The organism is Paenibacillus sp. cl123 (assembly GCF_900101595.1).
Classification (GTDB): domain Bacteria; phylum Bacillota; class Bacilli; order Paenibacillales; family NBRC-103111; genus Paenibacillus_G.
Genome location: NZ_FMYY01000034.1, coordinates 1 through 20,571, shown reverse-complemented (window position 1 = coordinate 20,571; position 20,571 = coordinate 1). Strand labels below are relative to the sequence as shown.

Sequence of the window (20,571 nt, the reverse complement as noted above, 5' to 3'; positions counted from 1 at the left end):
TGAAACAGAGAGGAGGATCTCACAATGGCTGAACGCAACGAGCGTAAAACGCAAGTGGGCAGAGTCGTAAGCGACAAGATGGAAAAAACCATCGTAGTTGCCGTTGAGACTTACAAAAAGCACAGCTTGTACCACAAGCGGATTAAATATACGAAGAAGTTTAAAGCGCATGACGAAAATAACGAAGCTAAAATCGGCGACGTTGTTGAAATCATGGAAACCCGTCCGCTCTCCAAGGACAAACGCTTCAGACTGGTTAAAGTAGTCGAAAAAGCGGTCATCGTTTAATATAAGCATTTGGCATCAATACCGGAAGGAGGAACTCCACAATGATTCAACCATTTACTCGTTTGAAAGTAGCAGACAACTCTGGTGCGAAATCGCTGATGTGTATCCGTGTGTTGGGTGGTACTGGACGTCGTACGGCAAACATTGGTGATTTGATCATCTGCTCGGTGAAAGAAGCAACACCAGGTGGCGTTGTCAAGAAGGGCGATGTAGTCAAAGCTGTAGTGGTACGCACGAGACGTGGCGCTCGTCGTAAGGACGGATCCTACATTACCTTTGATGAGAATGCAGCAGTTATCGTTAAGGATGACAAGAGCCCGCGCGGCACTCGTATCTTTGGACCGGTAGCTCGTGAGCTTCGCGACAGAGACTTCATGAAGATCGTATCCTTGGCTCCTGAAGTTATCTAAGCTTCATTAAGCGCAATACCAAGCATGACTTACGAAGCGGTTTTCACTCGAGAAAACCTGTAGGAGGTGTAACACCACAATGCCAAAACAACCGAAGAAACTTGAGTCCCATAACAATAAATTGCATGTTAAAAAAGAAGACACGGTTATCGTCATCACAGGTAAAGACAAAGGCAAAAAAGGCCGCGTGCTCGCAGCTTATCCTCGTCAAAACCGTGTGCTGGTCGAAGGCGTGAACATGATCAAGAAGCATGCGAAGCCTTCCCAGGCGAACCCGCAAGGAGGCATCCTCACGCAAGAGGCTGCGATCCATGTCTCCAACGTTATGCTCGTAGATCCGAAGAGCGGCCAACCGACTCGTATCGGCTACAAAGTATTGGACAACGGCAAAAAAGTCCGCGTCGCGAAAAAATCCGGCGAGATTATCGATTAATCGTATAGGGAAAGAAAGGAGGTAAACGAGTCTTATGGCAGCAAGAATGAAAGATCGTTTTCTGAACGAAGTAACGCCATCGTTGATTCAAAAGTTTAACTACACTACGGTTATGCAAGTTCCGAAAATCGAGAAGGTCGTTATTAACATGGGTGTTGGCGAAGCAGTTTCCAACTCCAAGGTGCTCGATACTGCCGTTTCCGACCTGCAGCTGATATCTGGTCAAAAGCCGGTTATCACGCGCGCTAAAAAATCGATCGCAGGCTTCAAACTGCGTGAAAATATGCCTATCGGCGTAAAGGTAACTTTGCGCGGCGAGCGTATGTATCACTTCCTCGACAAACTGTTCAACGTTGCGCTTCCTCGCGTACGTGACTTCCGCGGCGTATCGACCAAGGCATTTGACGGCCGCGGCAACTACACGCTCGGCTTGAAAGAGCAGTTGATCTTCCCGGAGATCGAATACGATAAAGTGGACAAAGTCCGCGGTATGGATATCGTAATCGTCACGACGGCGAAAACTGATGAAGAATCCCGCGAATTGCTGACGCAGCTCGGCATGCCGTTCACGAAATAAATAGCTTACGATACGGGTTTCCCGAGAAACCTATGGAGGTGTAAACGAAAGTGGCAAAAACTTCGATGAAGATTAAGCAGCAGCGTCCTCCGAAATTCAAGGTGCAGGCCTACACGCGCTGCGAGCGCTGCGGACGTCCCCATTCGGTACTGCGTAAATTTAAAATTTGCAGAATTTGCTTCCGCGAATTGGCATACAAGGGCCAGATTCCTGGCGTGAAGAAAGCAAGCTGGTAAAACTCAAAGTTTCGGGAAGGAGGTTTACAACACATGGTTATGTCCGATCCAATTGCAGATATGCTTACACGCATTCGCAACGCTAATGTCGTTCGTCATGAGACTGTTGAAATTCCGGCTTCGAAGATCAAGCGCGAGATCGCTGAGATCCTCAAGAAGGAAGGCTTCATCCGTGACGCTGAATATATCGAAGACAGCAAGCAAGGCATCATCCGCTTGTTCCTGAAATACGGTTCCAACAACGAGCGCGTTATTACAGGTCTGAAAAGAATCAGCAAGCCAGGTCTTCGCGTTTACGCGAAAAGCCAAGAAGTGCCTCGCGTACTCGGCGGACTGGGTATCGCAATTCTCTCGACTTCCAAAGGCGTAATGACCGACAAGGAAGCTCGTCAATCCAAAGCTGGCGGAGAGGTTATCTGCTACGTTTGGTAATATCGATTTTTAAAGAACGGAGGTGCACAACATGTCCCGTATTGGTCGCAAACCAATCACGATCCCTAGCGGAGTTAGCGTGACTTTAGACAACACAGTAATTACGGTAAATGGTCCGAAAGGAACACTTAGCCGCGAGCTTCACAAAGACATGAAGGTTAGCGTTGAAGAAAGCATCATCAACGTAGAACGTCCTTCTGACAATAAATTGCATCGTTCCCTGCACGGCACGACGCGCAGCGTCGTTCAAAACATGGTGAGCGGTGTAACTGACGGTTTTGCGAAAAACCTTGAACTGGTTGGCGTAGGTTACCGTGCGAACAAATCCGGCAACAAGCTGGTCTTGAACGTTGGTTACTCTCACCCAGTTGAAATCGAACCGGCAAGCGGCATCGAATTCGAAGTTCCTTCGAATACGAAAATCACCGTTAGAGGCATCGATAAAGAACTGGTAGGCGCATATGCCGCCAAAATCCGCGCTGTGCGCGAGCCTGAGCCGTATAAAGGCAAAGGTATCAAGTACGAAGGCGAACGTATTCTTCGTAAAGAAGGTAAAGCCGGTAAGAAGAAGTAAGGTTGCTTAGCCTGAGTGGCTAACCTGCTTCGCTAACGATACCGAAAGGAGTGAAGACCCCTCATGATTACTAAAGCCGATAAAAACAAAGCGCGCTTGAAAAGACATCTTCGCGTTCGCAAGAAAATTCAAGGAACGGCTGAGCGTCCACGCCTCAATATTTTCCGTTCTTCCAAACATATGTATGCGCAGTTGATCGATGACGTCAAGGGCGTTACGATCGCAGCGGCTTCCACCCAGGATAAAGAGCTGAAAGAAGCGATCGGCAACGGCGGCAATGCTGAAGCTGCTACGAAGGTAGGCGCTTTGATCGCTGAACGTGCGAAGCAAGCTGGCGTAGAGAAAGTTGTATTCGACCGCGGCGGATACTTGTACCATGGTCGTGTAAAAGCATTGGCTGACGCTGCTCGCGAAGCAGGTCTTGATTTCTAAAACAAATCTACACATAAGGAGGTAAGGACTTGCGTATCGATCCGAACACATTAGAATTGACTGAGAAAGTCGTTCAAATCAACCGCGTAGCTAAAGTTGTTAAAGGCGGACGTCGCTTCAGCTTCAGCGCTCTCGTCGTCGTAGGCGATGGCAAAGGCTGGGTAGGCGCTGGAATCGGCAAAGCTTCCGAGGTACCTGATGCAATCCGCAAAGGTATTGAAGATGCGAAGAAAAACCTGATTCAAGTTCCAATCGTCGGCACTACGATTCCTCACTTGGTTGTTGGTCACTTCGGCGCTGGCAGAGTGCTGCTGAAGCCGGCATCCCAAGGTACAGGAGTTATTGCAGGCGGCCCGGTTCGTGCCGTGCTTGAGCTTGCAGGCGTAGGCGATATCCTGACAAAATCTCTGGGTTCCTCGAACTCGATGAACATGGTTAACGCTACCCTGGAAGGCTTACAGCGCCTGAAGCGTGCGGAAGATGTTGCTAAGCTTCGCGGTAAAACCGTAGAAGAACTTTTAGGTTAGGAGGGATACCATGGCTAAGCAATTGCAAATTACCCTCAAGCGCAGCCTGATCGGCCGACCTGAGACGCAACGTCGCACGGTTACCGCACTCGGACTCCGCAAGCTCCATCATTCGGTAACGCAAGCTGACAATGCTGCTATCCGCGGTATGGTCAATCAAGTGAGCCACTTGGTGGAAGTTAAAGAAATCGAAGCGTAATGACTTAACATAAAGCAAGAGGAGGTGCAAACGATGAAATTGCATGAACTTACATCTGCCCCTGGTTCGCGTCATTCCCGCAAGCGCGTGGGTCGCGGCGTCGGTAGCGGCATGGGTAAAACTTCGACTCGCGGTCACAAGGGTCAAAACGCTCGTTCCGGCGGCGGTGTTCGTCCTGGATTCGAGGGCGGACAAAACCCGTTGTATCGTCGCTTGCCGAAGCGTGGATTCAACAACCAATTCCGCAAAGAGTATGCTATCGTTAACCTGTCGGACTTGAACAAGTTCGAAGCTGGTACGGAAGTAACTCCAGAAGTATTGCTGGAATCCGGTATCGTCAAGAACCCGCTCAGCGGCATTAAGATCCTCGGTAACGGTGAAATCACGGTTCAACTGAATGTAAAGGCGAGCAAATTCTCCCAATCTGCGGTAGAGAAAATTACAGCTGCCGGCGGTAAAACCGAGGTGATTTAATGTTCCGTACCATATCCAATATTATGAAAGTAGACGATCTGAGGAAACGGATCCTGTTCACCCTTCTGGTGCTGATCGTCTACAGAATTGGTGCTTTTATTCCGGTACCTAACATCAACACAGAGCTGCTTAAAATGCAAGACCAAGCTACCAGCGGAGTATTCGCATTGCTGAATACTTTCTCCGGGGGCGCGCTGTTCCAATTCTCCATCTTCGCCATGACGATCACTCCGTATATTACGGCGTCGATCATCGTGCAGCTCCTGTCGATGGATGTCATCCCGACATTCACCCAGTGGGCCAAAGAAGGAGAAGTAGGCCGCAAAAAGCTTAGTCAAATTACCCGTTACGGTACTATCGTGTTAGGGCTTATCCAAGCGTTCAGCTTTGCGATCGGTTTTAACCGGATGGTAAACGGATTGGTCATCAATCCGAGCTTTACGACGTATGCTTTAATCGCGATCGTACTTACGGCAGGTACAGCATTTCTGATGTGGTTAGGGGAACAAATCACCGAGAATGGCATTGGAAATGGTATTTCCATTATCATCTTCGCGGGTATCGTTGCTGCGATTCCGACAGGTATCGGTCAAATTTATCAGACTCAATTTGTCGATGCAGGCGGCGCGGTTTTCCTTAACATCCTTAAGGTGCTGATCATCGCTGCTGTTGTAGTCGCCTTGATTGTTGGTGTCATATTCGTCCAGCAGGGCGTTCGTAAGATTCCGGTTCAGTACGCGAAACGGGTGGTCGGTCGCAAAATGTTCGGCGGTCAGTCTACGCACATTCCGCTTAAAGTGAACGCTGCGGGCGTCATCCCGGTAATTTTCGCACTGTCCTTACTCGTGTTTCCGCCGACCATCGCCGGTTTCTGGCGTGGGAATCCGGTTGCCGAATGGATTATCACGAACCTGAGCTACACGCATCCGCTTGGCATGGTGCTGTATGTACTTCTGATCATCGGATTTACGTACTTCTACACCTTCGTACAGATCAATCCTGTGCAAATGGCCGAGCAGATGAAGAAGAACGGCGGATACATCCCTGGCATTCGTCCTGGGAAAAACACCGAAGTATACTTGACCCGCGTGATGACTCGGATCACTCTTTCCGGCGCGCTGTTCTTGGCTGCCGTATCTATTCTTCCGATGATTTTCGCTGCTTTCGCCGGGCTGCCTCAATCCGTGCAAATCGGCGGCACTTCCTTACTCATCGTAATCGGTGTAGGTTTGGAAACGATGAAAACCATCGAAAGCCAATTGATCAAACGCCATTACAAGGGCTTCATTAATAAATAGCATATAGGTTCTGATAGTACGATCGCCCGGCGCCTGTGACGACCGATCTTCGGCATCATTGGCGTCCCGAGGTTGACGGGACCGCCTCCGGGTTGTTCCGGGAGAACTATCGGCACCTATTGTGCTGTTAGCATCGTTCGATGCAAGTGGGGGAGGAAGTCACGGTGAATATTATCTTTATGGGACCTCCTGGTGCAGGTAAAGGTACACAAGCGGAACGGATCATTGAAGAATTCCAGATTCCGCATATCTCCACCGGTGATGCATTTCGACTCGCGATGAAGCAAGAGACGCCGCTTGGCGTTGAAGCAAAAAAGTTTGTGGATCAAGGGCTGCTCGTTCCGGATGAAATTACGATCGGCATCGTGCGCGACCGCTTGTCGCAGGACGATTGCGCGAAAGGTTTTTTGCTGGATGGCTTTCCAAGAACGATCTCGCAAGCTGAAGCGCTTGATGAAATCGCGGCTGCTTTGGATCGGAATATCGATCATGTCGTTAACTTAAGTGTGGATCGTGATTTACTGCTTGCCCGCTTAACGGGCCGTCGGATTTGCAAATCCTGCGGCGCTACGTATCACGTCTTGTTTAACCCTCCTGCAGTTGACCAGGTTTGCGACAAATGTTCAGGTGAATTGTATCAGCGCTCGGACGATAACGAAGAGAAGGTCGGAACTCGTTTGGACGAATATATCAATAAAACCGCTCCTCTTCTGGAGTATTATCGGAACAAGGGAATATTGCGCGAGGTTAACGGTGAGCAAGAAATCGATACGGTAACTGCACAAATCAGTTCACTATTGCGAGGACAAGCGGAATGATCATTTGTAAATCTGCTGCTGAATTGGAATACATGCGCGAAGCCGGACGCATCGTTGCCGAAACGCACCGCGTGCTGAAGAAGGCCATTCAGCCCGATATTACAACCAAAGAGCTTGATCAGATCGCAGAAGATTTTATTCGCAGTCAGGGCGCAATTCCATCTTTTAAAGGCTACAATGGTTTTCCTGGAAGCATCTGCGCTTCGGTCAATGATGAATTGGTTCATGGGATCCCCGGTCAGCGCAAGCTGAATGATGGCGACATTATCAGTATCGACATCGGAGCTCAGTATAAAGGATATCATGGCGACTCGGCCTGGACGTATGGCGTAGGCACGATCTCCGAGACGGCGGGCAAGCTGCTTGATGTTACGGAGAGATCGCTGTTCGCCGGTCTGGCGGAAGCGAAGCCGGATGCCAGGTTGTACACGATATCCAATGCCATCCAAAGATGCGTGGAGAATGAAGGATTTTCGATTGTCAGGGAATATGTAGGACATGGCATCGGGACGGAGCTTCATGAGGAGCCGCAAATACCCAACTACGGCGTAGCCGGTCATGGACCGCGCTTGCGTCCGGGGATGGTGCTTGCGATCGAACCGATGGTCAATGTGGGTGAGCGATACGTCCGGACGCTTCAAGACAACTGGACGGTGGTCACGGTGGATGGCACACTGTGCGCACATTTCGAGCATACGATCGCCATTACGCAAGACGGCTTCGAGATTTTGACGCTGCCGGGTTCGTAAGCGCGTATGCAACCAACAAACGTTCCGCAGCTCGGACAAATCGTAAGGGTGATTCGAGGACGGGATTCCGACAAGCTTGCCGTTATAATCGGCGTCGTAGACCAACGATACGTGCAGATCGCAGACGGCAGCAAGCGGAGATTCGATGATCCCAAGAAAAAAAGTCTACTTCATCTTCAGCTTCTCCCGGCGATTAGCCTTGAGGTGGCGACCAGCCTCCGTGATACCGGTCGGGTAACCAATGCTAAGCTCAGGCATGTTGTGATGCAGGCGGCGAACCAATTTACGCATGATGCGCAAGAGAAAGGAGAATGACTGTGGCCAAAGAAGATGTAATTGAAGTTGAAGGTACAGTGATTGAACCTCTTCCGAATGCAATGTTCAAGGTTGAACTGGAGAACGGTCATCAGATACTTGCTCATGTATCCGGCAAAATCAGAATGCACTTCATCCGGATTCTGCCGGGTGACAAAGTAACGGTCGAGCTTTCGCCGTATGATTTGACCAGAGGCCGTATAACCTATCGTTTTAAATAGATCGTTTGTTATACAAGCTAAATGCGCTTTACGAAATGGCTTCCAGGAGGAAGCTCTATATTCCTTACGTAGCAGCTTTCTGACGAAAGCTTGGAGGAGGTAACCACCATGAAGGTTAGACCGTCGGTCAAACCAATTTGCGAAAAATGCAAAGTCATTCGCCGCAAAGGTAACGTTATGGTAATTTGCGAAAATCCGAAACACAAACAAAAACAAGGCTAAGGAGGTGCTGCATTCATGGCACGTATTGCTGGTGTAGACTTACCGCGTGACAAGCGCGTGATCATCGCTTTGACTTACATTTTCGGAATCGGCAACACGACTTCTGCGAAAATCGTAGCTCAAACCGGTATCAACCCGGATACCCGCGTTCGCGATCTGACAGAAGACGAAGTGAGCAAAATCCGTGAAGTGATCGACAAGACGCTGAAAGTGGAAGGCGACCTTCGTCGTGAAATTTCCCTGAACATCAAGCGCCTGATCGAAATCGGATGCTATCGTGGCGTTCGTCATCGCCGCGGCTTGCCTGTTCGCGGTCAACGTACTAAAACCAATGCTCGTACGCGCAAAGGTCCTCGTCGTACGGTAGCTAATAAGAAAAAATAGTAAAGGAGGGTAATGTTACATGGCTAAACCAAAGAAAGTCGTTCGTACCAAACGTCGCGACCGGAAAAATATCGACAGCGGTGTGGCTCACATCCGCTCTACGTTCAATAACACGATCGTTACCATCACAGATCCGCATGGCAATGCAATCTCTTGGGCAAGCGCCGGCAACCTGGGCTTCAAGGGTTCCCGTAAGAGCACGCCTTTCGCCGCTCAAATGGCTGCCGAATCGGCTGCTAGAGCTGCAATGGAGCATGGCATGAAAGTGGTTGAAGTTATGGTTAAAGGTCCGGGCGCAGGCCGTGAGGCAGCTATCCGTTCCTTGCAAGCAGCAGGTTTGGAAGTAAACCTGATTAAAGACGTGACTCCGATTCCTCATAACGGTTGCCGTCCTCCAAAGCGTCGTCGTGTCTAGTTCAGGATTGCTAAGCCCAGTGGTATAAATATCCAAATGGTGTCTATACTATTTGGATAGGCATACTACGCGTTTTATACGTCTTACGTTATCCAGAATGAAACGACGTTTGAAGGAGGGTTTACAATGATCGAAATCGAAAAGCCGAAAATAGAAACCGTATCATTAAGCGAAGATGGCACGTACGGCAAATTTGTCGTAGAGCCTTTGGAAAGAGGCTACGGAACTACGCTCGGCAACTCGTTGCGCAGAATCTTACTGTCTTCCCTTCCGGGCGCGGCGGTAACATCCGTCCAGATTGACGGCGTTCTGCACGAGTTTTCCACGGTTCCAGGTGTCATGGAAGATGTTACGGAAATCATCCTGAACCTGAAAGGTCTCTCCCTGAAAATTCATTCCGATGAAGAAAAGGTGCTGGAGATCGACGCAGAAGGCGAAGGGGCTGTTGTGGCTGGCGATATTCGCGGCGATAGCGATGTGGAGATTTTAAACCCGGATCTGCACATTGCTACGCTGTCCTCCGACTCCAGGCTTCACATGAGAATTCATGCGAACCGCGGACGGGGATATGTATCGGCAGACAAAAACAAAAGAGAGGATCAGCCGATCGGCGTGATTCCGATCGATTCGATCTACACTCCTATTACTCGTGTTAATTACAGCGTTGAGAATACGCGCGTGGGGCAAGTCACGAACTATGACAAGCTCACGCTCGAGGTTTGGTCCGATGGCAGCATTCGCCCTGAGGAAGCCGTAAGCTTGGGCGCCAAGATCCTGACTGAGCATCTGCTGCTGTTTGTCGGTCTCACCGATGAAGCAAAAGATGCCGAGATCATGGTTGAGAAGGAAGAGGACAAGAAGGAGAAAGTGCTCGAGATGACTATCGAAGAGCTCGATCTCTCCGTACGCTCCTACAACTGCCTCAAGCGCGCAGGCATTAACACGGTGCAGGAATTGATTACGAAAACGGAAGAAGATATGATGAAGGTTCGTAACTTGGGCCGCAAGTCGCTGGAAGAGGTTCAAGAGAAGCTCGAAGAGCTTGGACTCGGACTTCGGATGGAAGACTAGCGCCGGCTACGGCTTTCAACCATCAAGCAGAAGGAGGTTGCACACATGGCTGCATACAAAAAGTTAAATCGTGACTCCAGTTCGCGTAAAGCACTGTTCCGCGACCTGGTAACCGACTTGTTCATACATGAGCGCATTCAAACGACTGAAGCAAAAGCGAAAGAGCTGCGTTCGATCGCCGAGAAGCTGATTACGCTCGCTAAGCGCGGAGATCTGCATGCTCGTCGTCAAGTGGCTTCGTTTGTGCGTCGTGAGCAAGCGAACGAAAACCAAGATGCAATTCAAAAACTTTTCTCGGATCTGGCTCCTCGTTACGCAGAGCGCCAAGGCGGATACACGCGTATCCTGAAACTTGGCCCGCGTCGCGGCGACGCTGCGCCTATGGTTTATTTGGAACTCGTAGATCGCACTTAAGAGATAAAGGATGGGAAAGGGTGGACGGGATCTTTTTGATTCTGATGAAACCCTTTTTTTGTATGTAGGAAACGGGTTAGGTAGCGATGTTTTCGGAGGGCGGCCCGTGAGAAATTTATGTGTTACCGTGTGCTACGATGGAGCCGGCTATTGCGGCTTCCAGACGCAGCCCGGTCTTAATACGGTTCAGCACCAGCTGGAGCAGGCGATACGGCTGCTGACAGGCGAGGAAGTCAAGATTCACGCCTCCGGACGGACGGATGCCGGCGTGCATGCCCGCGGCCAAGTGTTTCATTTCCACACCGGAGCGAAGATCCCTTTGGATCGGTGGGCGATGGCGCTCAACGGCAGGCTGCCGCATGATATCCGCATCTGGGATGTCAGAGAAGTGCCGCTGGAGTTCCATGCCCGGCGCTGGGCTAAGCGCAAGACCTACCGCTACACGATCCGCTCGGGCAAGTATTTCGACCCGATGACCCGCCATATGGAGTTCTACCATCCGACCGCGCTTAATCTTGATGCGATGCGTCAAGCGTTGACGTACATAGAAGGCGAGCATGACTTTACGTCGTTTTGCTCGATTCGTACGAATGCGGTCAGCCATGTGAGAACAATATACGAAGCCAGGCTGGAGCTTGCTGAGAAGGACGAGCATTTGCGCTCCAGCGTCATTCATATTTATTTGACGGGCAACGGCTTTCTATACAACATGGTGCGGATCATCGTCGGTACGCTCCTGCAGATTGGGGAAGGAAAGCGCGATGCATCGGAGATGAAACGGATATTGGAAGCTCAGAGCCGGGCAGCGGCCGGACCGACGGCGATGGCGCACGGTTTAATGCTTTGGGAAGTTTTTTATGAGGAAACACCGGTTACTACTTGATTATAATGGTGATATGTAGTAAGATTATTAACGGTGTTTCTGACTGGCTATCCCACGGCCCCGGGTCTGAAACCAATGGATTGTTGATTAATGATCACGGACGAAGATAGATCTAGGAGGAACATTTACATGCGTACCACATATATGGCGAAGCCAAATGAAGTTGAACGCAAATGGTACATCATCGATGCTACCGATAAAACGCTTGGCCGTCTTGCCAGTGAAGCAGCAGCTATCCTGCGCGGCAAGCACAAACCTGAATTCACTCCGCATGTTGACACAGGTGACTACCTGATCGTCATCAACGCTGAGAAAATTCACCTGACTGGTAAAAAACTGCAAAATAAAAAATACTATCGTCACTCCCTCCATCCAGGCGGTCTGAAGGTTGCTACGGCTCAAGAGCTTCTGAACACCAAGCCTGAGCGCGTGCTGGAGTCGGCTATCCACGGGATGCTTCCTAAGACTCGTCTGGGCAACCGTTTGAAAACAAAGCTTAACGTATACGCGGGATCGGAACATCCGCATCAAGCACAACAACCTGTAGTTTGGGAACTTCGCGGTTAATAAAGGGAGGACTGTCTTGTGGCACAAGTACAATATTATGGCACCGGCCGTCGTAAGCATTCGGTAGCACGTGTTCGTCTCGTACCGGGTGAAGGCCGTATCGTGATCAATAAACGCGAGTTGGACGAATACTTCGGTCTTGAGACTTTGAAGCTGATCGTCAAGCAACCACTGAACCTGACTGAAACACTGACCAAGTACGATGTACTCGTGCTTGCTCATGGCGGCGGCATCTCCGGACAAGCTGGCGCTATCCGTCACGGTATCTCCCGCGCTCTGCTCAAAGCAGATCCGGAATACCGCGGCGCTCTGAAGAGAGCAGGCTTCCTGACTCGTGACCCTCGTATGAAAGAGCGTAAGAAATACGGCTTGAAAGCCGCTCGTCGCGCTCCACAATTCTCGAAACGTTAATATCCAGGCATACGCGAAACCTCTTCCGTCCAAGTTATGGACGCGAAGAGGTTTTTTTGCGTTTTAATGCTCACCATCTAGGCTTTGAACTAATAAACTAACAGAGGCAACCGCGTAAATTTTAAATTGACAAAAAGTTCATATCAATTATAATAATAAATAAATTAGATAAATCTTATGACAATAGTCGGATATAAACCGAGGAGGCACTGAAATTATGAATTTATTTGAGAAAGAAGCCCTTATTAACCAAGCCGCTGATGAATTCGAACATAAATCTCCGCAGGAGCTTTTATCCTGGGCGGTAGAAAGATTCCCTAATATTACGCTTGCCTGTAGTTTCGGGGCTGAAGACGTCGTTCTCGTCGACATGCTCCAGAAGATAAGCCCGAAGTCGGATATTTTCTATCTGGACACGAACGTACATTTTCAGGAAACCTATGAGACGCGCGACCGGTTGCAGCAGCACTACGGGCTCGAATTTGTTCATGTCCAGCCCAAGCTTACGCTGGAGCAGCAGGCTGCGGAGCATGGCGATGAACTGTGGAAGTCCAATCCGACGCAGTGCTGCAACATCCGCAAGGTTGATCCGCTGACCGATATTTTGAGCAACTACGATGCGTGGATTACGGGGATTCGCCGGGATCAGGCGCCTACGCGCGCTAACGCCAGGAAGGTCGAATACGATGTGAAATTCGGTCTGGTGAAATTTAACCCGCTTGCCGATTGGACATCCGAGGATGTCTGGAATTACATCCGCACTAATCATATCATCTATAACCCGCTGCATGACCGGAATTACCCGAGCATCGGATGCGAGCACTGCACGCGTCAGGTAGCTGCCGGCGAAGACCCGCGTGCTGGACGCTGGGCAGGATTCGAGAAGACGGAGTGCGGGCTTCACAAGTAAGCTGTCGCTAAGCTTAAGGACGTAGGAATGAAGAAGATATTATCAGCTATCAGGCTAGGAGGAACCGGTAAAGATGAGTGCTACGATACAGCCGCATGGGGGCACATTGATTAACCGCGTCATGGAAGGCGGAGAGAGAGAACAGCTGCTGAACCGCGCTGCGGGTCTTCACCAGCTTCGAATTAATGCTTGGGCCATTTCGGATCTGGATCTGATCGGAGTAGGGGCGTTTTCACCGCTTACCGGCTTCATGGGAGAGCAGGATTACCACTCTGTCGTGGAACGGATGCGTCTTGCCGACGGTACGGTATGGAGCATACCTATTACGCTGGGCGTAAAGGAAGAAGAGGCGGCATCTCTGAAGCTTGGTCAAGAGGTTGCGCTTATCGGTGAGCACGACGGTGTCATCTATGGCGTTATCACACTGAGCAGCATTTATCAGGTTGATCAGTACCATGAGGCCGTTCAGGTGTTCAAAACGGACGATCTGGCTCATCCGGGCGTTCAGAAGCTGTTTACGAAGCCCTCCACTTATATCGGGGGACCGGTCCAGGTGGTGAATCGGCCGAAGCCGGAGAAGTTCGAGGACTTTTACTTCGATCCGGCTGAGACGCGTCAGCTGTTCACAGAGAAGGGCTGGAGGACGGTTGTTGGCTTCCAAACCCGCAATCCGGTCCACCGGGCGCATGAATACATCCAGAAAAGCGCTATGGAGATTGTGGATGGTCTGTTCCTGAACCCCTTGGTCGGCGAAACGAAGTCGGATGATATTTCGGCCGATGTACGGATGAAGAGCTATCTGGTGCTGCTGGAGAATTATTATCCGAAGGATCGGGTATTCCTGGGCGTATTCCCAGCCGCGATGCGTTATGCAGGCCCCAGAGAGGCCATTTTCCATGCGATGGTCCGCAAAAACTACGGCTGCTCCCACTTTATCGTAGGGCGCGACCATGCCGGCGTAGGCGATTATTACGGCACGTACGAAGCGCAAGAGATCTTCAGCAACTTTACGGCCGAAGAGCTCGGCATTACGCCTCTTTTCTTCGAGCACAGCTTTTATTGCACCAAGTGCGGCAACATGGCTTCCAGCAAAACTTGCCCGCACCCGTCCACGGATCATATGCATCTGTCAGGCACCAAGGTTCGCGCCCTGCTGCGCGACGGCCAATGCCCGCCGCCTCAGTTCACGCGTCCTGAAGTGGCCGAAGTGCTGATCGAAGGCATGAAGGAGCCTGAGTATCAGGTATAACCATAAGGTATAATCACCCACCTCGTCCCATATAGATGATAAGGAGTCTATGCGGATGCGAGGTGGGTTTTTCATGTTTGGGAGAAGGAAGAGGGTCGTTGTCTGGCTTACGGCGCACAGCTGGATTAAGATCGGAATGTCGGCGCTGCTGGTGGCGCTTATGGTGTTTATGTTCACCTATGAACTGCCTGCGACCAGGACATGGACTTACTGGACGATGCCTCTATCGGGGAAAATTATCGCACTGGACCCGGGGCATGGCGGTCCGGACGGCGGCGCCAGCAGCAAGGACGGCACCGTAGAGAAAGATATCAATCTGGCGATCACGTTGCAGGTAAGAGACTATTTGCAGCAAGCGGGGGCGCTCGTGATCATGACCCGCGAGGATGACCGGGACCTGGCCGATCCTTCTACCAAAGGGTACAGCAAGCGGAAGACGGAGGACCTGCTGAAGCGGGCCGAGCTGGTCACTCAGCAGAAGGCAGGCATGCTCGTGAGCGTGCATTTGAATGCGATCCCATCGGCCAAATGGTCGGGCGCTCAAACCTTCTTCTACCCGAATCATGCGGGCAATCAGACGCTCGCCGCGCTGATTCAGGACGAGATCAAGAGCAATCTCAAAAATACGGAGCGTGTCGCGAAGCAGGCCGATAAAGAAATTTATTTGCTGAAAGCGATGAAAATTCCGAGCGCATTAGTCGAGGTTGGATTTTTGTCGAATCCGGCTGAGGCTCAATTATTGCGCGATCCGGCGTATCAGAAAAAGGTTGCAGCGGCCATTTATCAAGGCATTCTCCGTTACTATTCGGGGGAAAAGATAGGTTCAGGGGAAAAGATGGGTGCCAGTTGAAAATGTGGTATACTAGCTGTAGAGCAATAAGCGAGAAACCACATTGAAGAACGTCTGAGGTGACATAGTGCTGACGAGAGAACAACTGCTAGCTTCGCTAAGCGAGATGAAGGACCCGGTATACGGGGGCGGACTTGTCGAATTGAACATGATCCGCGATATGATGATTAAAGAAACGCAGGTATCGGTGACGGTGCTTCTGTCCTCGGAGGCTGAGGCGCATAAGTCGGAGCTCCAGAGGCTCATTACAAAGCGGTTCGAGCAGCAAGGCGCTTCCGCCGTGCATGTGCGTTTTCGTCCGCTGTCGGATTATGAACGGGAAGAGGTACAGCGCAAGCTGCAAGCCCAGGGCGGTTCCGCTCCGGTAAAGGAAAACTCTTCAGCCGGACAGGCAGAAGCGGCAGCCGGAACACCGTTAAACGTGCTGGACCCGCAATCCGGCGTCTCCTTCATCGCCGTAGCAAGCGGCAAGGGAGGAGTCGGCAAATCAACCGTAACCGTTAATTTGGCGGTAGCCCTGGCCAGGCTCGGCAAAAAGGTCGGTCTTGTAGATGCCGACATCTATGGCTTTAGCGTGCCTGACATGATGGGGATCGAAGAGCGTCCGCAGCTTGTCGATAACCGGATTATACCTGTCGAGCGCTTTGGCGTAAAAGTGATTTCGATGGGATTTTTTGTCGAGGAAAACACGCCTGTTATCTGGCGCGGCCCGATGCTCGGCAAGATGCTGCGTAATTTCTTCAACGAAGTAGAGTGGGGAGAACTGGACTATCTGCTGCTGGACCTGCCGCCTGGTACAGGCGATGTAGCTCTTGACGTGCATCAAATGATCCCGCAGAGCAAAGAAATTATCGTCACTACGCCTCATGCCACTGCTGCCTTTGTCGCTGCCAGAGCCGGGGCTATGGCTATCCATACCGATCATCAAATACTTGGCATCGTGGAGAACATGTCTTATTACGCTTGCAGCGCCTGTGGCCAGAAAGATTACGTATTCGGCCGCGGCGGCGGCGCCAAATTGGCGGAAGAGCTCCATGCTCCGCTGCTGGCGCAAATTCCGCTCGGTGTTCCGGACAACCATGTAGCCGAGCCTGATTATTCACCGTCCGTCTATAAGGCGGAATCCGATACAGGCCGGATCTATCTCGAAGTGGCGGAACGCATCATGAACGTACTCCAAAAAGGATCGGCTTAAGCAGCCGGTCCTTTCTATATGGAGACGAGGCTTACTGTCAGCCGCTATCGCTATTTTTCTCCTGCCCATTTTGCTCGCCGCCCGATTCCTCCTCTTGGCCGCCCCCCTCGCCGCCGCCTTGTCCCTGGCCTTGGCCTTGCTTCTGCCCGCCTTGACCCTGCTGCTTGGGCATGGATTCTTCCTGAAGCACTTTTTTCATGAGCTCCATGAGCTCCAGCCTGAACAAAGGGCTTTGAAGCGACTCTTGAATCACCGTCTTCATCTGGGTACGGTAAGGAGTTGTTTTCATCGTATCAAGCAGCATCGTTTCAAAATCCGGGCTTTTCATCGCTTCCATCATTTGTTTTTGGTATTCGGGATCTTTCATCAGATCTTTTTGAATTTTTTTTGTATCTTTTTCTATGGCTTTGGCGAATTGACCTGCAAACTTCGGATCAGTGATCATTTTTTGAAGAAACTTGGTTTGGTCGGTGTCGACTAGGACATCTTTGACGGCCAATTGAAGCTGTTGGGTATCGCCGGCCGAGAGCAGCTGGAGCTTGCTATTTTCATGAATAGTAGCTTCCTGGATCGCAACGCGTCCGTCTTCTGTTTTCAGAATATCCAGCACCATCGACTTGATGTCCTTGTAATTGCTGCCGTTGCCGCTGCTTGAAGCTTGAGTATCCGAGCCGCAGGCCGATAACAGACCGGCGATCAGCAGGGCGGGTATGAGCAATCGGCGTTTTTGCGTTCTCATCCGTTCAGGCTCCCTTCGTTTGTTTTGAGCTTAGTATAGGCATGCCTTTGAGGAATTAACACAAAAGTCGTTAGCATTTTATTGTGAAGGTTGGTACAATTAACTGTTGATATGACATGTTAATGGAGGGTAAGCGCAGTGACACTAAGAAAATGGTTTTACCTGTTCTGGACTACGCTTGTAATAGGGGCCGTCATCGGAACACTTACCGGAGTGATAATGCAGGTAACGGACCCGGAAGCGGTGCGCTCAGGCAAAGCGATCGGCTTTAATCTGGTCACTTCTTTGCTGGGCGGGGCGACAATCAGTGTCCTGAGCCAGATGGGCTTTTTCGCTTATTTGATTGTCCGGTATATTTTTATGGGCATGATTCCGAAAAAATGGGTATGGGATTACTTGCAAATCATTGTCATCGTCATCGTCTTGTTTGACCTCATCTATCTTCGTTATACGGGTGCTGAGGGTACGCCTAACTTCCTGCCTTACATTGTGCTCCCGCTGTGCATCGTAATTGCGGGGTTAGCGGTAGCTTGGCTGAAAGTCAAATGGACGAACAAATCGGCATGGATTCCTACTCTTTTCTTCATGATCGCCGTCACTGCCATTGAAGCGCTCCCCTCCCTGCGACTAGATAAAGCTGCTTCCACCATCTTTATGATGGTCCCCCTGCTCGCCTGCAATGCTTGGCAAATCTTAATATTGCAGAAAGTGCTGGATACAGGAAAAGAGCCGTTGTAACGGCTCTGTCGTTAGATCGGTCATTTCAGGTGTGGTCTTCGACGGGGGGCTTATTGTCAACATGCGTCTGCTTCATCAACTGGCTCACGCTGACAAATTCATACCCTTGGCTGCGAAGTTTGTCGATGATGATAGGCAATGCCTCGTGCGTTTGTTTGCAGGAATCGCTGGCATGCAGCAGTACGATGTCGCCGGGATGAGCTTTACTCGTGACGCGGTTCACAATTTGTTCCACCCCGGGGTTTTTCCAGTCCAGCGAGTCGGTATCCCATTGAATAACGGAATAGTTCAGCTCGTTGGCAATTCGAAGCACCCGTTTGTCGAAATCGCCGTTAGGCAGCCGGATCAAGTTGGGTGCAGTGCCTGACGTTTCGCTTAGAATGGCGTGAGCCGTTTTTATCTGAGTGCGGATCTCATCATCGTTCAGGCTGCTGTAGTTGACATGCTTGTGACCGTGGCTTCCGATTTCCCATCCGCTGCTCGCTATTCGCTTCACCAGCTCGGGATGGCTTTCGCTCCAGGGGGAAGATAAGAAGAAGGTGGCGTTTTTCACTCCTTTATCCTCCAGCACCTTGAGAATGGGCTCTGTTCGCGTGTCTCCCCAACTGATGTCGAACGTGAGCGCTATTACTTTTTTCTCTGTAGGCACATTGTAGATGGCCGCGGGCTCATTGGGGGAGAATACGGTAACGTTCCCTCGCTCTGAGTAGACGATACCGGCCGCGAACACAACCGCGACACAAATGATGAGCGCTTGCTTCAGTTTTTTTCCGTTCATGACATAAAAAAAATTCACTGGAATGGCCTCCTTTGCCCGTCACGTTCGAAAGGCTTGTTTACATTCTCACTAGTAAATGTATGCTCGTACCACTAACTTATGCCGATTGGAGGGATTGGAATGAAGTTAAGAGACGCTTGGGAGCAGCTTAGGCTTATCAAGCATTATATTATTGCAGCGGCATTGGTTTTTGTGGTGGCTATTTTCCTCGGGGCGAGTGAACCTGAACGCTACAGCTGGATGATCAATCTGCAGCTGGAAGCTTTGGAGAAGCTGAAGCAGGAGGTTGTAAATAAGCCGAATGTGGAGTGGTCCTTGTTTTGGGTTATTTTTCTGAATAATACCAAGGTTTCGCTGCAGGTTATTTTATCCGGGTTGTTTTTCGGCATTCCGCCGTTATTTCTGCTGGTGTCCAATGGGATTTTGCTTGGCTATGCGGGCGCCGTAGGGGCGGACAAGGAGTCGTTGTTTGCAGTGCTCAAGGGGATTTTGCCCCATGGGATATTAGAGCTTCCGGCCATTGTCTTGGCATGTGCTTTAAGCCTGCGCTTAGGGGTGCTGGTCAGCAAATGGCTCATATCGCTGCCTAGTCCGGCAAGGTCGAAGATTGTCGTGCAGCATCTGAAAGTGTTCTTGCGCGCGTTGATCCCATTGTGTGCGCTGCTTGTCGTTACTTTATTTGTGGCCGCGGTTATCGAAAGCACGATTACGTATTGGATGGTTCAGAACTGAAAAGTATTGTTCATTCTGCCGGATGCATTCCGCCTTCATTTGTGCGGCTTGAATGCGGAGCTATAAAAAAAGTAAATATACACTCATAAAAATGCCAAAAATTGTGCATAACAATAAAGCGAGTAAGGGGCTTTGGCGCTTGAGGGTATGCAGGAGCAGGGCGCCGACTCATGTAAGTCTGAGGCGGTTGCATGGATCTGGCATACCTTTTTTGTGTTCCGTAAATACTCGAATCCCGAAAGGAGTCGGACTCTAGACATGCTAGGATTTTTGTTCAATGAACGGGAATGCAGGGAATTGGATTATGTGCTGCGAAAAGAATTGGATGAGATGTTATTCGATTTGAATGATAAAAGAATTGATTCGGACATTAAAACGGCGATCGAGTCGCGTTACAGAACGATCTTTCGGATGTATGCAAGGCTTGCTTCGCCAAAGGAAATATCGAGATACGCCCGCAACCGGATGTACCACTAAAAAAATCACGGAAATGTTCTTGACTTTGCGAGCAGTATTGTGTTAATTTATAACTCGTCCTATTGATGGCATAAGCCGCTTGCGGTCAAGCGCAGTAGGAACGATAAAAATAATGCTTGCATTATCCTGTGGTAATGTGATACATTATAAAAGTCGCCGCTAAACGAGGTGACAACAAACGACAAGGAAATAATCGTTTAAGATTGCGGCTTTGTCGGTTGGAAATTGCCCTTTGAAAACTGAACAACGAGTGAGTGTTAAATAGAGAATGAAAATTCTCGCTAGCAGTAAATTTTGAGCAAGTCGAACTACCTTTTGTAGCCATTTCGAGCTTCGGTTCGAAAAGCTACCTTAATGGAGAGTTTGATCCTGGCTCAGGACGAACGCTGGCGGCGTGCCTAATACATGCAAGTCGAGCGGATTTATTCCTTCGGGGATAGGTTAGCGGCGGACGGGTGAGTAACACGTAGGCAACCTGCCTGTAAGATCGGGATAACTACCGGAAACGGTAGCTAAGACCGGATAGCTGGTTTCTTCGCATGGAGAGATCATG

General features: G+C 50.2%; 33 protein-coding genes and 1 rRNA gene. 32 read left to right on the top strand and 2 right to left on the bottom strand.

Going from position 1 to position 20,571, the window contains the following annotated elements; all coding sequences use genetic code 11:
* Nucleotides 1–24: 24 nt before the first annotated feature.
* The 28 genes from rpsQ to BLR08_RS28890 all read left to right on the top strand — a co-directional run bounded on the left by rpsQ (nucleotide 25) and on the right by BLR08_RS28890 (nucleotide 16,554).
* On the top strand, nucleotides 25–288 hold the full coding sequence (gene rpsQ / locus BLR08_RS29025; RefSeq protein ID WP_072338019.1) for a 30S ribosomal protein S17: 264 nt from the start codon (nucleotides 25–27) through the stop codon (nucleotides 286–288).
* Between the two features lie 41 nt (nucleotides 289–329).
* Nucleotides 330–698: a 50S ribosomal protein L14 gene (gene rplN / locus BLR08_RS29020; protein ID WP_072338018.1), complete on the top strand. Its 369-nt coding sequence runs from the start codon at nucleotides 330–332 to the stop codon at nucleotides 696–698.
* A 79-nt stretch (nucleotides 699–777) separates the two neighbouring features.
* Nucleotides 778–1,131 (top strand): 50S ribosomal protein L24, encoded by a 354-nt coding sequence (rplX, locus tag BLR08_RS29015; protein ID WP_072338017.1) that lies wholly within the window; start codon nucleotides 778–780, stop codon nucleotides 1,129–1,131.
* A 34-nt stretch (nucleotides 1,132–1,165) separates the two neighbouring features.
* Entirely contained in the window at nucleotides 1,166–1,708 is a 543-nt protein-coding gene (rplE, locus tag BLR08_RS29010; protein ID WP_072338016.1) for a 50S ribosomal protein L5, read from the top strand.
* Between the two features lie 50 nt (nucleotides 1,709–1,758).
* Nucleotides 1,759–1,944 (top strand): type Z 30S ribosomal protein S14, encoded by a 186-nt coding sequence (locus BLR08_RS29005; protein WP_010498863.1) that lies wholly within the window; start codon nucleotides 1,759–1,761, stop codon nucleotides 1,942–1,944.
* A 33-nt stretch (nucleotides 1,945–1,977) separates the two neighbouring features.
* Nucleotides 1,978–2,376, top strand: a complete 399-nt coding sequence (gene rpsH, locus BLR08_RS29000) for a 30S ribosomal protein S8 (RefSeq protein WP_054797092.1) — start codon at nucleotides 1,978–1,980, stop codon at nucleotides 2,374–2,376.
* A 31-nt stretch (nucleotides 2,377–2,407) separates the two neighbouring features.
* The gene (rplF, locus tag BLR08_RS28995) at nucleotides 2,408–2,950 is read left to right on the top strand and encodes a 50S ribosomal protein L6 (RefSeq protein WP_072338015.1); all 543 of its coding nucleotides are present in this window, start codon (nucleotides 2,408–2,410) and stop codon (nucleotides 2,948–2,950) included.
* Nucleotides 2,951–3,013: 63 nt separating this feature from the next.
* Entirely contained in the window at nucleotides 3,014–3,382 is a 369-nt protein-coding gene (rplR, locus tag BLR08_RS28990) for a 50S ribosomal protein L18 (RefSeq protein ID WP_072338014.1), read from the top strand.
* Between the two features lie 29 nt (nucleotides 3,383–3,411).
* Nucleotides 3,412–3,909, top strand: coding sequence for a 30S ribosomal protein S5 (rpsE, locus tag BLR08_RS28985; RefSeq protein ID WP_072338013.1), 498 nt, complete (start codon nucleotides 3,412–3,414; stop codon nucleotides 3,907–3,909).
* 10 nt (nucleotides 3,910–3,919) lie between these two features.
* Nucleotides 3,920–4,108, top strand: a complete 189-nt coding sequence (gene rpmD, locus BLR08_RS28980; RefSeq protein ID WP_072338012.1) for a 50S ribosomal protein L30 — start codon at nucleotides 3,920–3,922, stop codon at nucleotides 4,106–4,108.
* A 33-nt stretch (nucleotides 4,109–4,141) separates the two neighbouring features.
* Nucleotides 4,142–4,582: a 50S ribosomal protein L15 gene (gene rplO, locus BLR08_RS28975; RefSeq protein WP_072338011.1), complete on the top strand. Its 441-nt coding sequence runs from the start codon at nucleotides 4,142–4,144 to the stop codon at nucleotides 4,580–4,582.
* The gene (secY, locus tag BLR08_RS28970) at nucleotides 4,582–5,880 is read left to right on the top strand and encodes a preprotein translocase subunit SecY (RefSeq protein ID WP_072338010.1); all 1,299 of its coding nucleotides are present in this window, start codon (nucleotides 4,582–4,584) and stop codon (nucleotides 5,878–5,880) included. Before rplO ends, secY begins: the two co-directional genes overlap by 1 nt.
* 164 nt (nucleotides 5,881–6,044) lie before the next feature.
* Nucleotides 6,045–6,698 carry an adenylate kinase gene (locus tag BLR08_RS28965; protein ID WP_072338009.1) on the top strand — a complete coding sequence of 218 codons (654 nt, stop codon included), beginning with the start codon at nucleotides 6,045–6,047 and terminating at the stop codon, nucleotides 6,696–6,698.
* Nucleotides 6,695–7,447, top strand: coding sequence for a type I methionyl aminopeptidase (gene map, locus BLR08_RS28960; protein WP_072338008.1), 753 nt, complete (start codon nucleotides 6,695–6,697; stop codon nucleotides 7,445–7,447). Before BLR08_RS28965 ends, map begins: the two co-directional genes overlap by 4 nt.
* Nucleotides 7,448–7,453: 6 nt before the next feature.
* Nucleotides 7,454–7,762, top strand: coding sequence for a KOW domain-containing RNA-binding protein (locus BLR08_RS28955; protein ID WP_072338007.1), 309 nt, complete (start codon nucleotides 7,454–7,456; stop codon nucleotides 7,760–7,762).
* 2 nt (nucleotides 7,763–7,764) lie between these two features.
* Entirely contained in the window at nucleotides 7,765–7,983 is a 219-nt protein-coding gene (gene infA / locus BLR08_RS28950; RefSeq protein ID WP_072338006.1) for a translation initiation factor IF-1, read from the top strand.
* Nucleotides 7,984–8,091: 108 nt separating this feature from the next.
* A complete protein-coding gene (gene rpmJ, locus BLR08_RS28945; protein ID WP_003333770.1) occupies nucleotides 8,092–8,205 on the top strand; it encodes a 50S ribosomal protein L36 in 114 nt (37 codons plus the stop codon).
* A 15-nt stretch (nucleotides 8,206–8,220) separates the two neighbouring features.
* Entirely contained in the window at nucleotides 8,221–8,589 is a 369-nt protein-coding gene (rpsM, locus tag BLR08_RS28940) for a 30S ribosomal protein S13 (protein ID WP_072338005.1), read from the top strand.
* A 19-nt stretch (nucleotides 8,590–8,608) separates the two neighbouring features.
* Entirely contained in the window at nucleotides 8,609–9,004 is a 396-nt protein-coding gene (gene rpsK, locus BLR08_RS28935; protein WP_072338004.1) for a 30S ribosomal protein S11, read from the top strand.
* A gap of 126 nt (nucleotides 9,005–9,130) precedes the next feature.
* Entirely contained in the window at nucleotides 9,131–10,075 is a 945-nt protein-coding gene (locus BLR08_RS28930; protein WP_072338003.1) for a DNA-directed RNA polymerase subunit alpha, read from the top strand.
* A 45-nt stretch (nucleotides 10,076–10,120) separates the two neighbouring features.
* On the top strand, nucleotides 10,121–10,489 hold the full coding sequence (rplQ, locus tag BLR08_RS28925) for a 50S ribosomal protein L17 (RefSeq protein WP_072338002.1): 369 nt from the start codon (nucleotides 10,121–10,123) through the stop codon (nucleotides 10,487–10,489).
* 106 nt (nucleotides 10,490–10,595) lie between these two features.
* Nucleotides 10,596–11,372, top strand: coding sequence for a tRNA pseudouridine(38-40) synthase TruA (gene truA / locus BLR08_RS28920; RefSeq protein ID WP_072338001.1), 777 nt, complete (start codon nucleotides 10,596–10,598; stop codon nucleotides 11,370–11,372).
* 129 nt (nucleotides 11,373–11,501) lie between these two features.
* Nucleotides 11,502–11,939, top strand: coding sequence for a 50S ribosomal protein L13 (gene rplM, locus BLR08_RS28915; protein ID WP_072338000.1), 438 nt, complete (start codon nucleotides 11,502–11,504; stop codon nucleotides 11,937–11,939).
* A gap of 18 nt (nucleotides 11,940–11,957) precedes the next feature.
* On the top strand, nucleotides 11,958–12,350 hold the full coding sequence (gene rpsI, locus BLR08_RS28910; protein ID WP_072337999.1) for a 30S ribosomal protein S9: 393 nt from the start codon (nucleotides 11,958–11,960) through the stop codon (nucleotides 12,348–12,350).
* 217 nt (nucleotides 12,351–12,567) lie between these two features.
* On the top strand, nucleotides 12,568–13,260 hold the full coding sequence (locus BLR08_RS28905) for a phosphoadenylyl-sulfate reductase (RefSeq protein WP_072337998.1): 693 nt from the start codon (nucleotides 12,568–12,570) through the stop codon (nucleotides 13,258–13,260).
* Between the two features lie 73 nt (nucleotides 13,261–13,333).
* Complete coding sequence (sat, locus tag BLR08_RS28900) at nucleotides 13,334–14,509, top strand: sulfate adenylyltransferase (RefSeq protein ID WP_072337997.1); 1,176 nt, start codon at nucleotides 13,334–13,336, stop codon at nucleotides 14,507–14,509.
* A 73-nt stretch (nucleotides 14,510–14,582) separates the two neighbouring features.
* Complete coding sequence (gene cwlD, locus BLR08_RS28895; protein ID WP_072337996.1) at nucleotides 14,583–15,359, top strand: N-acetylmuramoyl-L-alanine amidase CwlD; 777 nt, start codon at nucleotides 14,583–14,585, stop codon at nucleotides 15,357–15,359.
* 67 nt (nucleotides 15,360–15,426) lie between these two features.
* On the top strand, nucleotides 15,427–16,554 hold the full coding sequence (locus BLR08_RS28890) for a P-loop NTPase (RefSeq protein ID WP_072337995.1): 1,128 nt from the start codon (nucleotides 15,427–15,429) through the stop codon (nucleotides 16,552–16,554).
* A 37-nt stretch (nucleotides 16,555–16,591) separates the two neighbouring features.
* On the opposite strand, the gene gerD is transcribed toward BLR08_RS28890, so the two are convergent.
* Nucleotides 16,592–17,293: a spore germination lipoprotein GerD gene (gerD, locus tag BLR08_RS28885; RefSeq protein ID WP_072337994.1), complete on the bottom strand. Its 702-nt coding sequence runs from the start codon at nucleotides 17,291–17,293 to the stop codon at nucleotides 16,592–16,594.
* A gap of 138 nt (nucleotides 17,294–17,431) precedes the next feature.
* Between gerD and BLR08_RS28880 the strand changes: the two genes are divergently transcribed.
* Nucleotides 17,432–18,031 (top strand): KinB-signaling pathway activation protein, encoded by a 600-nt coding sequence (locus BLR08_RS28880; protein ID WP_072337993.1) that lies wholly within the window; start codon nucleotides 17,432–17,434, stop codon nucleotides 18,029–18,031.
* A 25-nt stretch (nucleotides 18,032–18,056) separates the two neighbouring features.
* Here BLR08_RS28880 and pdaB read toward each other — a convergent pair whose 3' ends face one another.
* A complete protein-coding gene (gene pdaB / locus BLR08_RS28875) occupies nucleotides 18,057–18,827 on the bottom strand; it encodes a polysaccharide deacetylase family sporulation protein PdaB (RefSeq protein WP_072337992.1) in 771 nt (256 codons plus the stop codon).
* Between the two features lie 102 nt (nucleotides 18,828–18,929).
* Between pdaB and BLR08_RS28870 the strand changes: the two genes are divergently transcribed.
* The 3 genes from BLR08_RS28870 to BLR08_RS28860 all read left to right on the top strand — a co-directional run.
* A complete protein-coding gene (locus BLR08_RS28870) occupies nucleotides 18,930–19,541 on the top strand; it encodes a stage II sporulation protein M (RefSeq protein ID WP_072337991.1) in 612 nt (203 codons plus the stop codon).
* A gap of 258 nt (nucleotides 19,542–19,799) precedes the next feature.
* Entirely contained in the window at nucleotides 19,800–20,018 is a 219-nt protein-coding gene (locus tag BLR08_RS28865) for a hypothetical protein (protein WP_072337990.1), read from the top strand.
* 351 nt (nucleotides 20,019–20,369) lie between these two features.
* Nucleotides 20,370–20,571, top strand: a 16S ribosomal RNA gene (locus tag BLR08_RS28860); the annotation flags it as partial.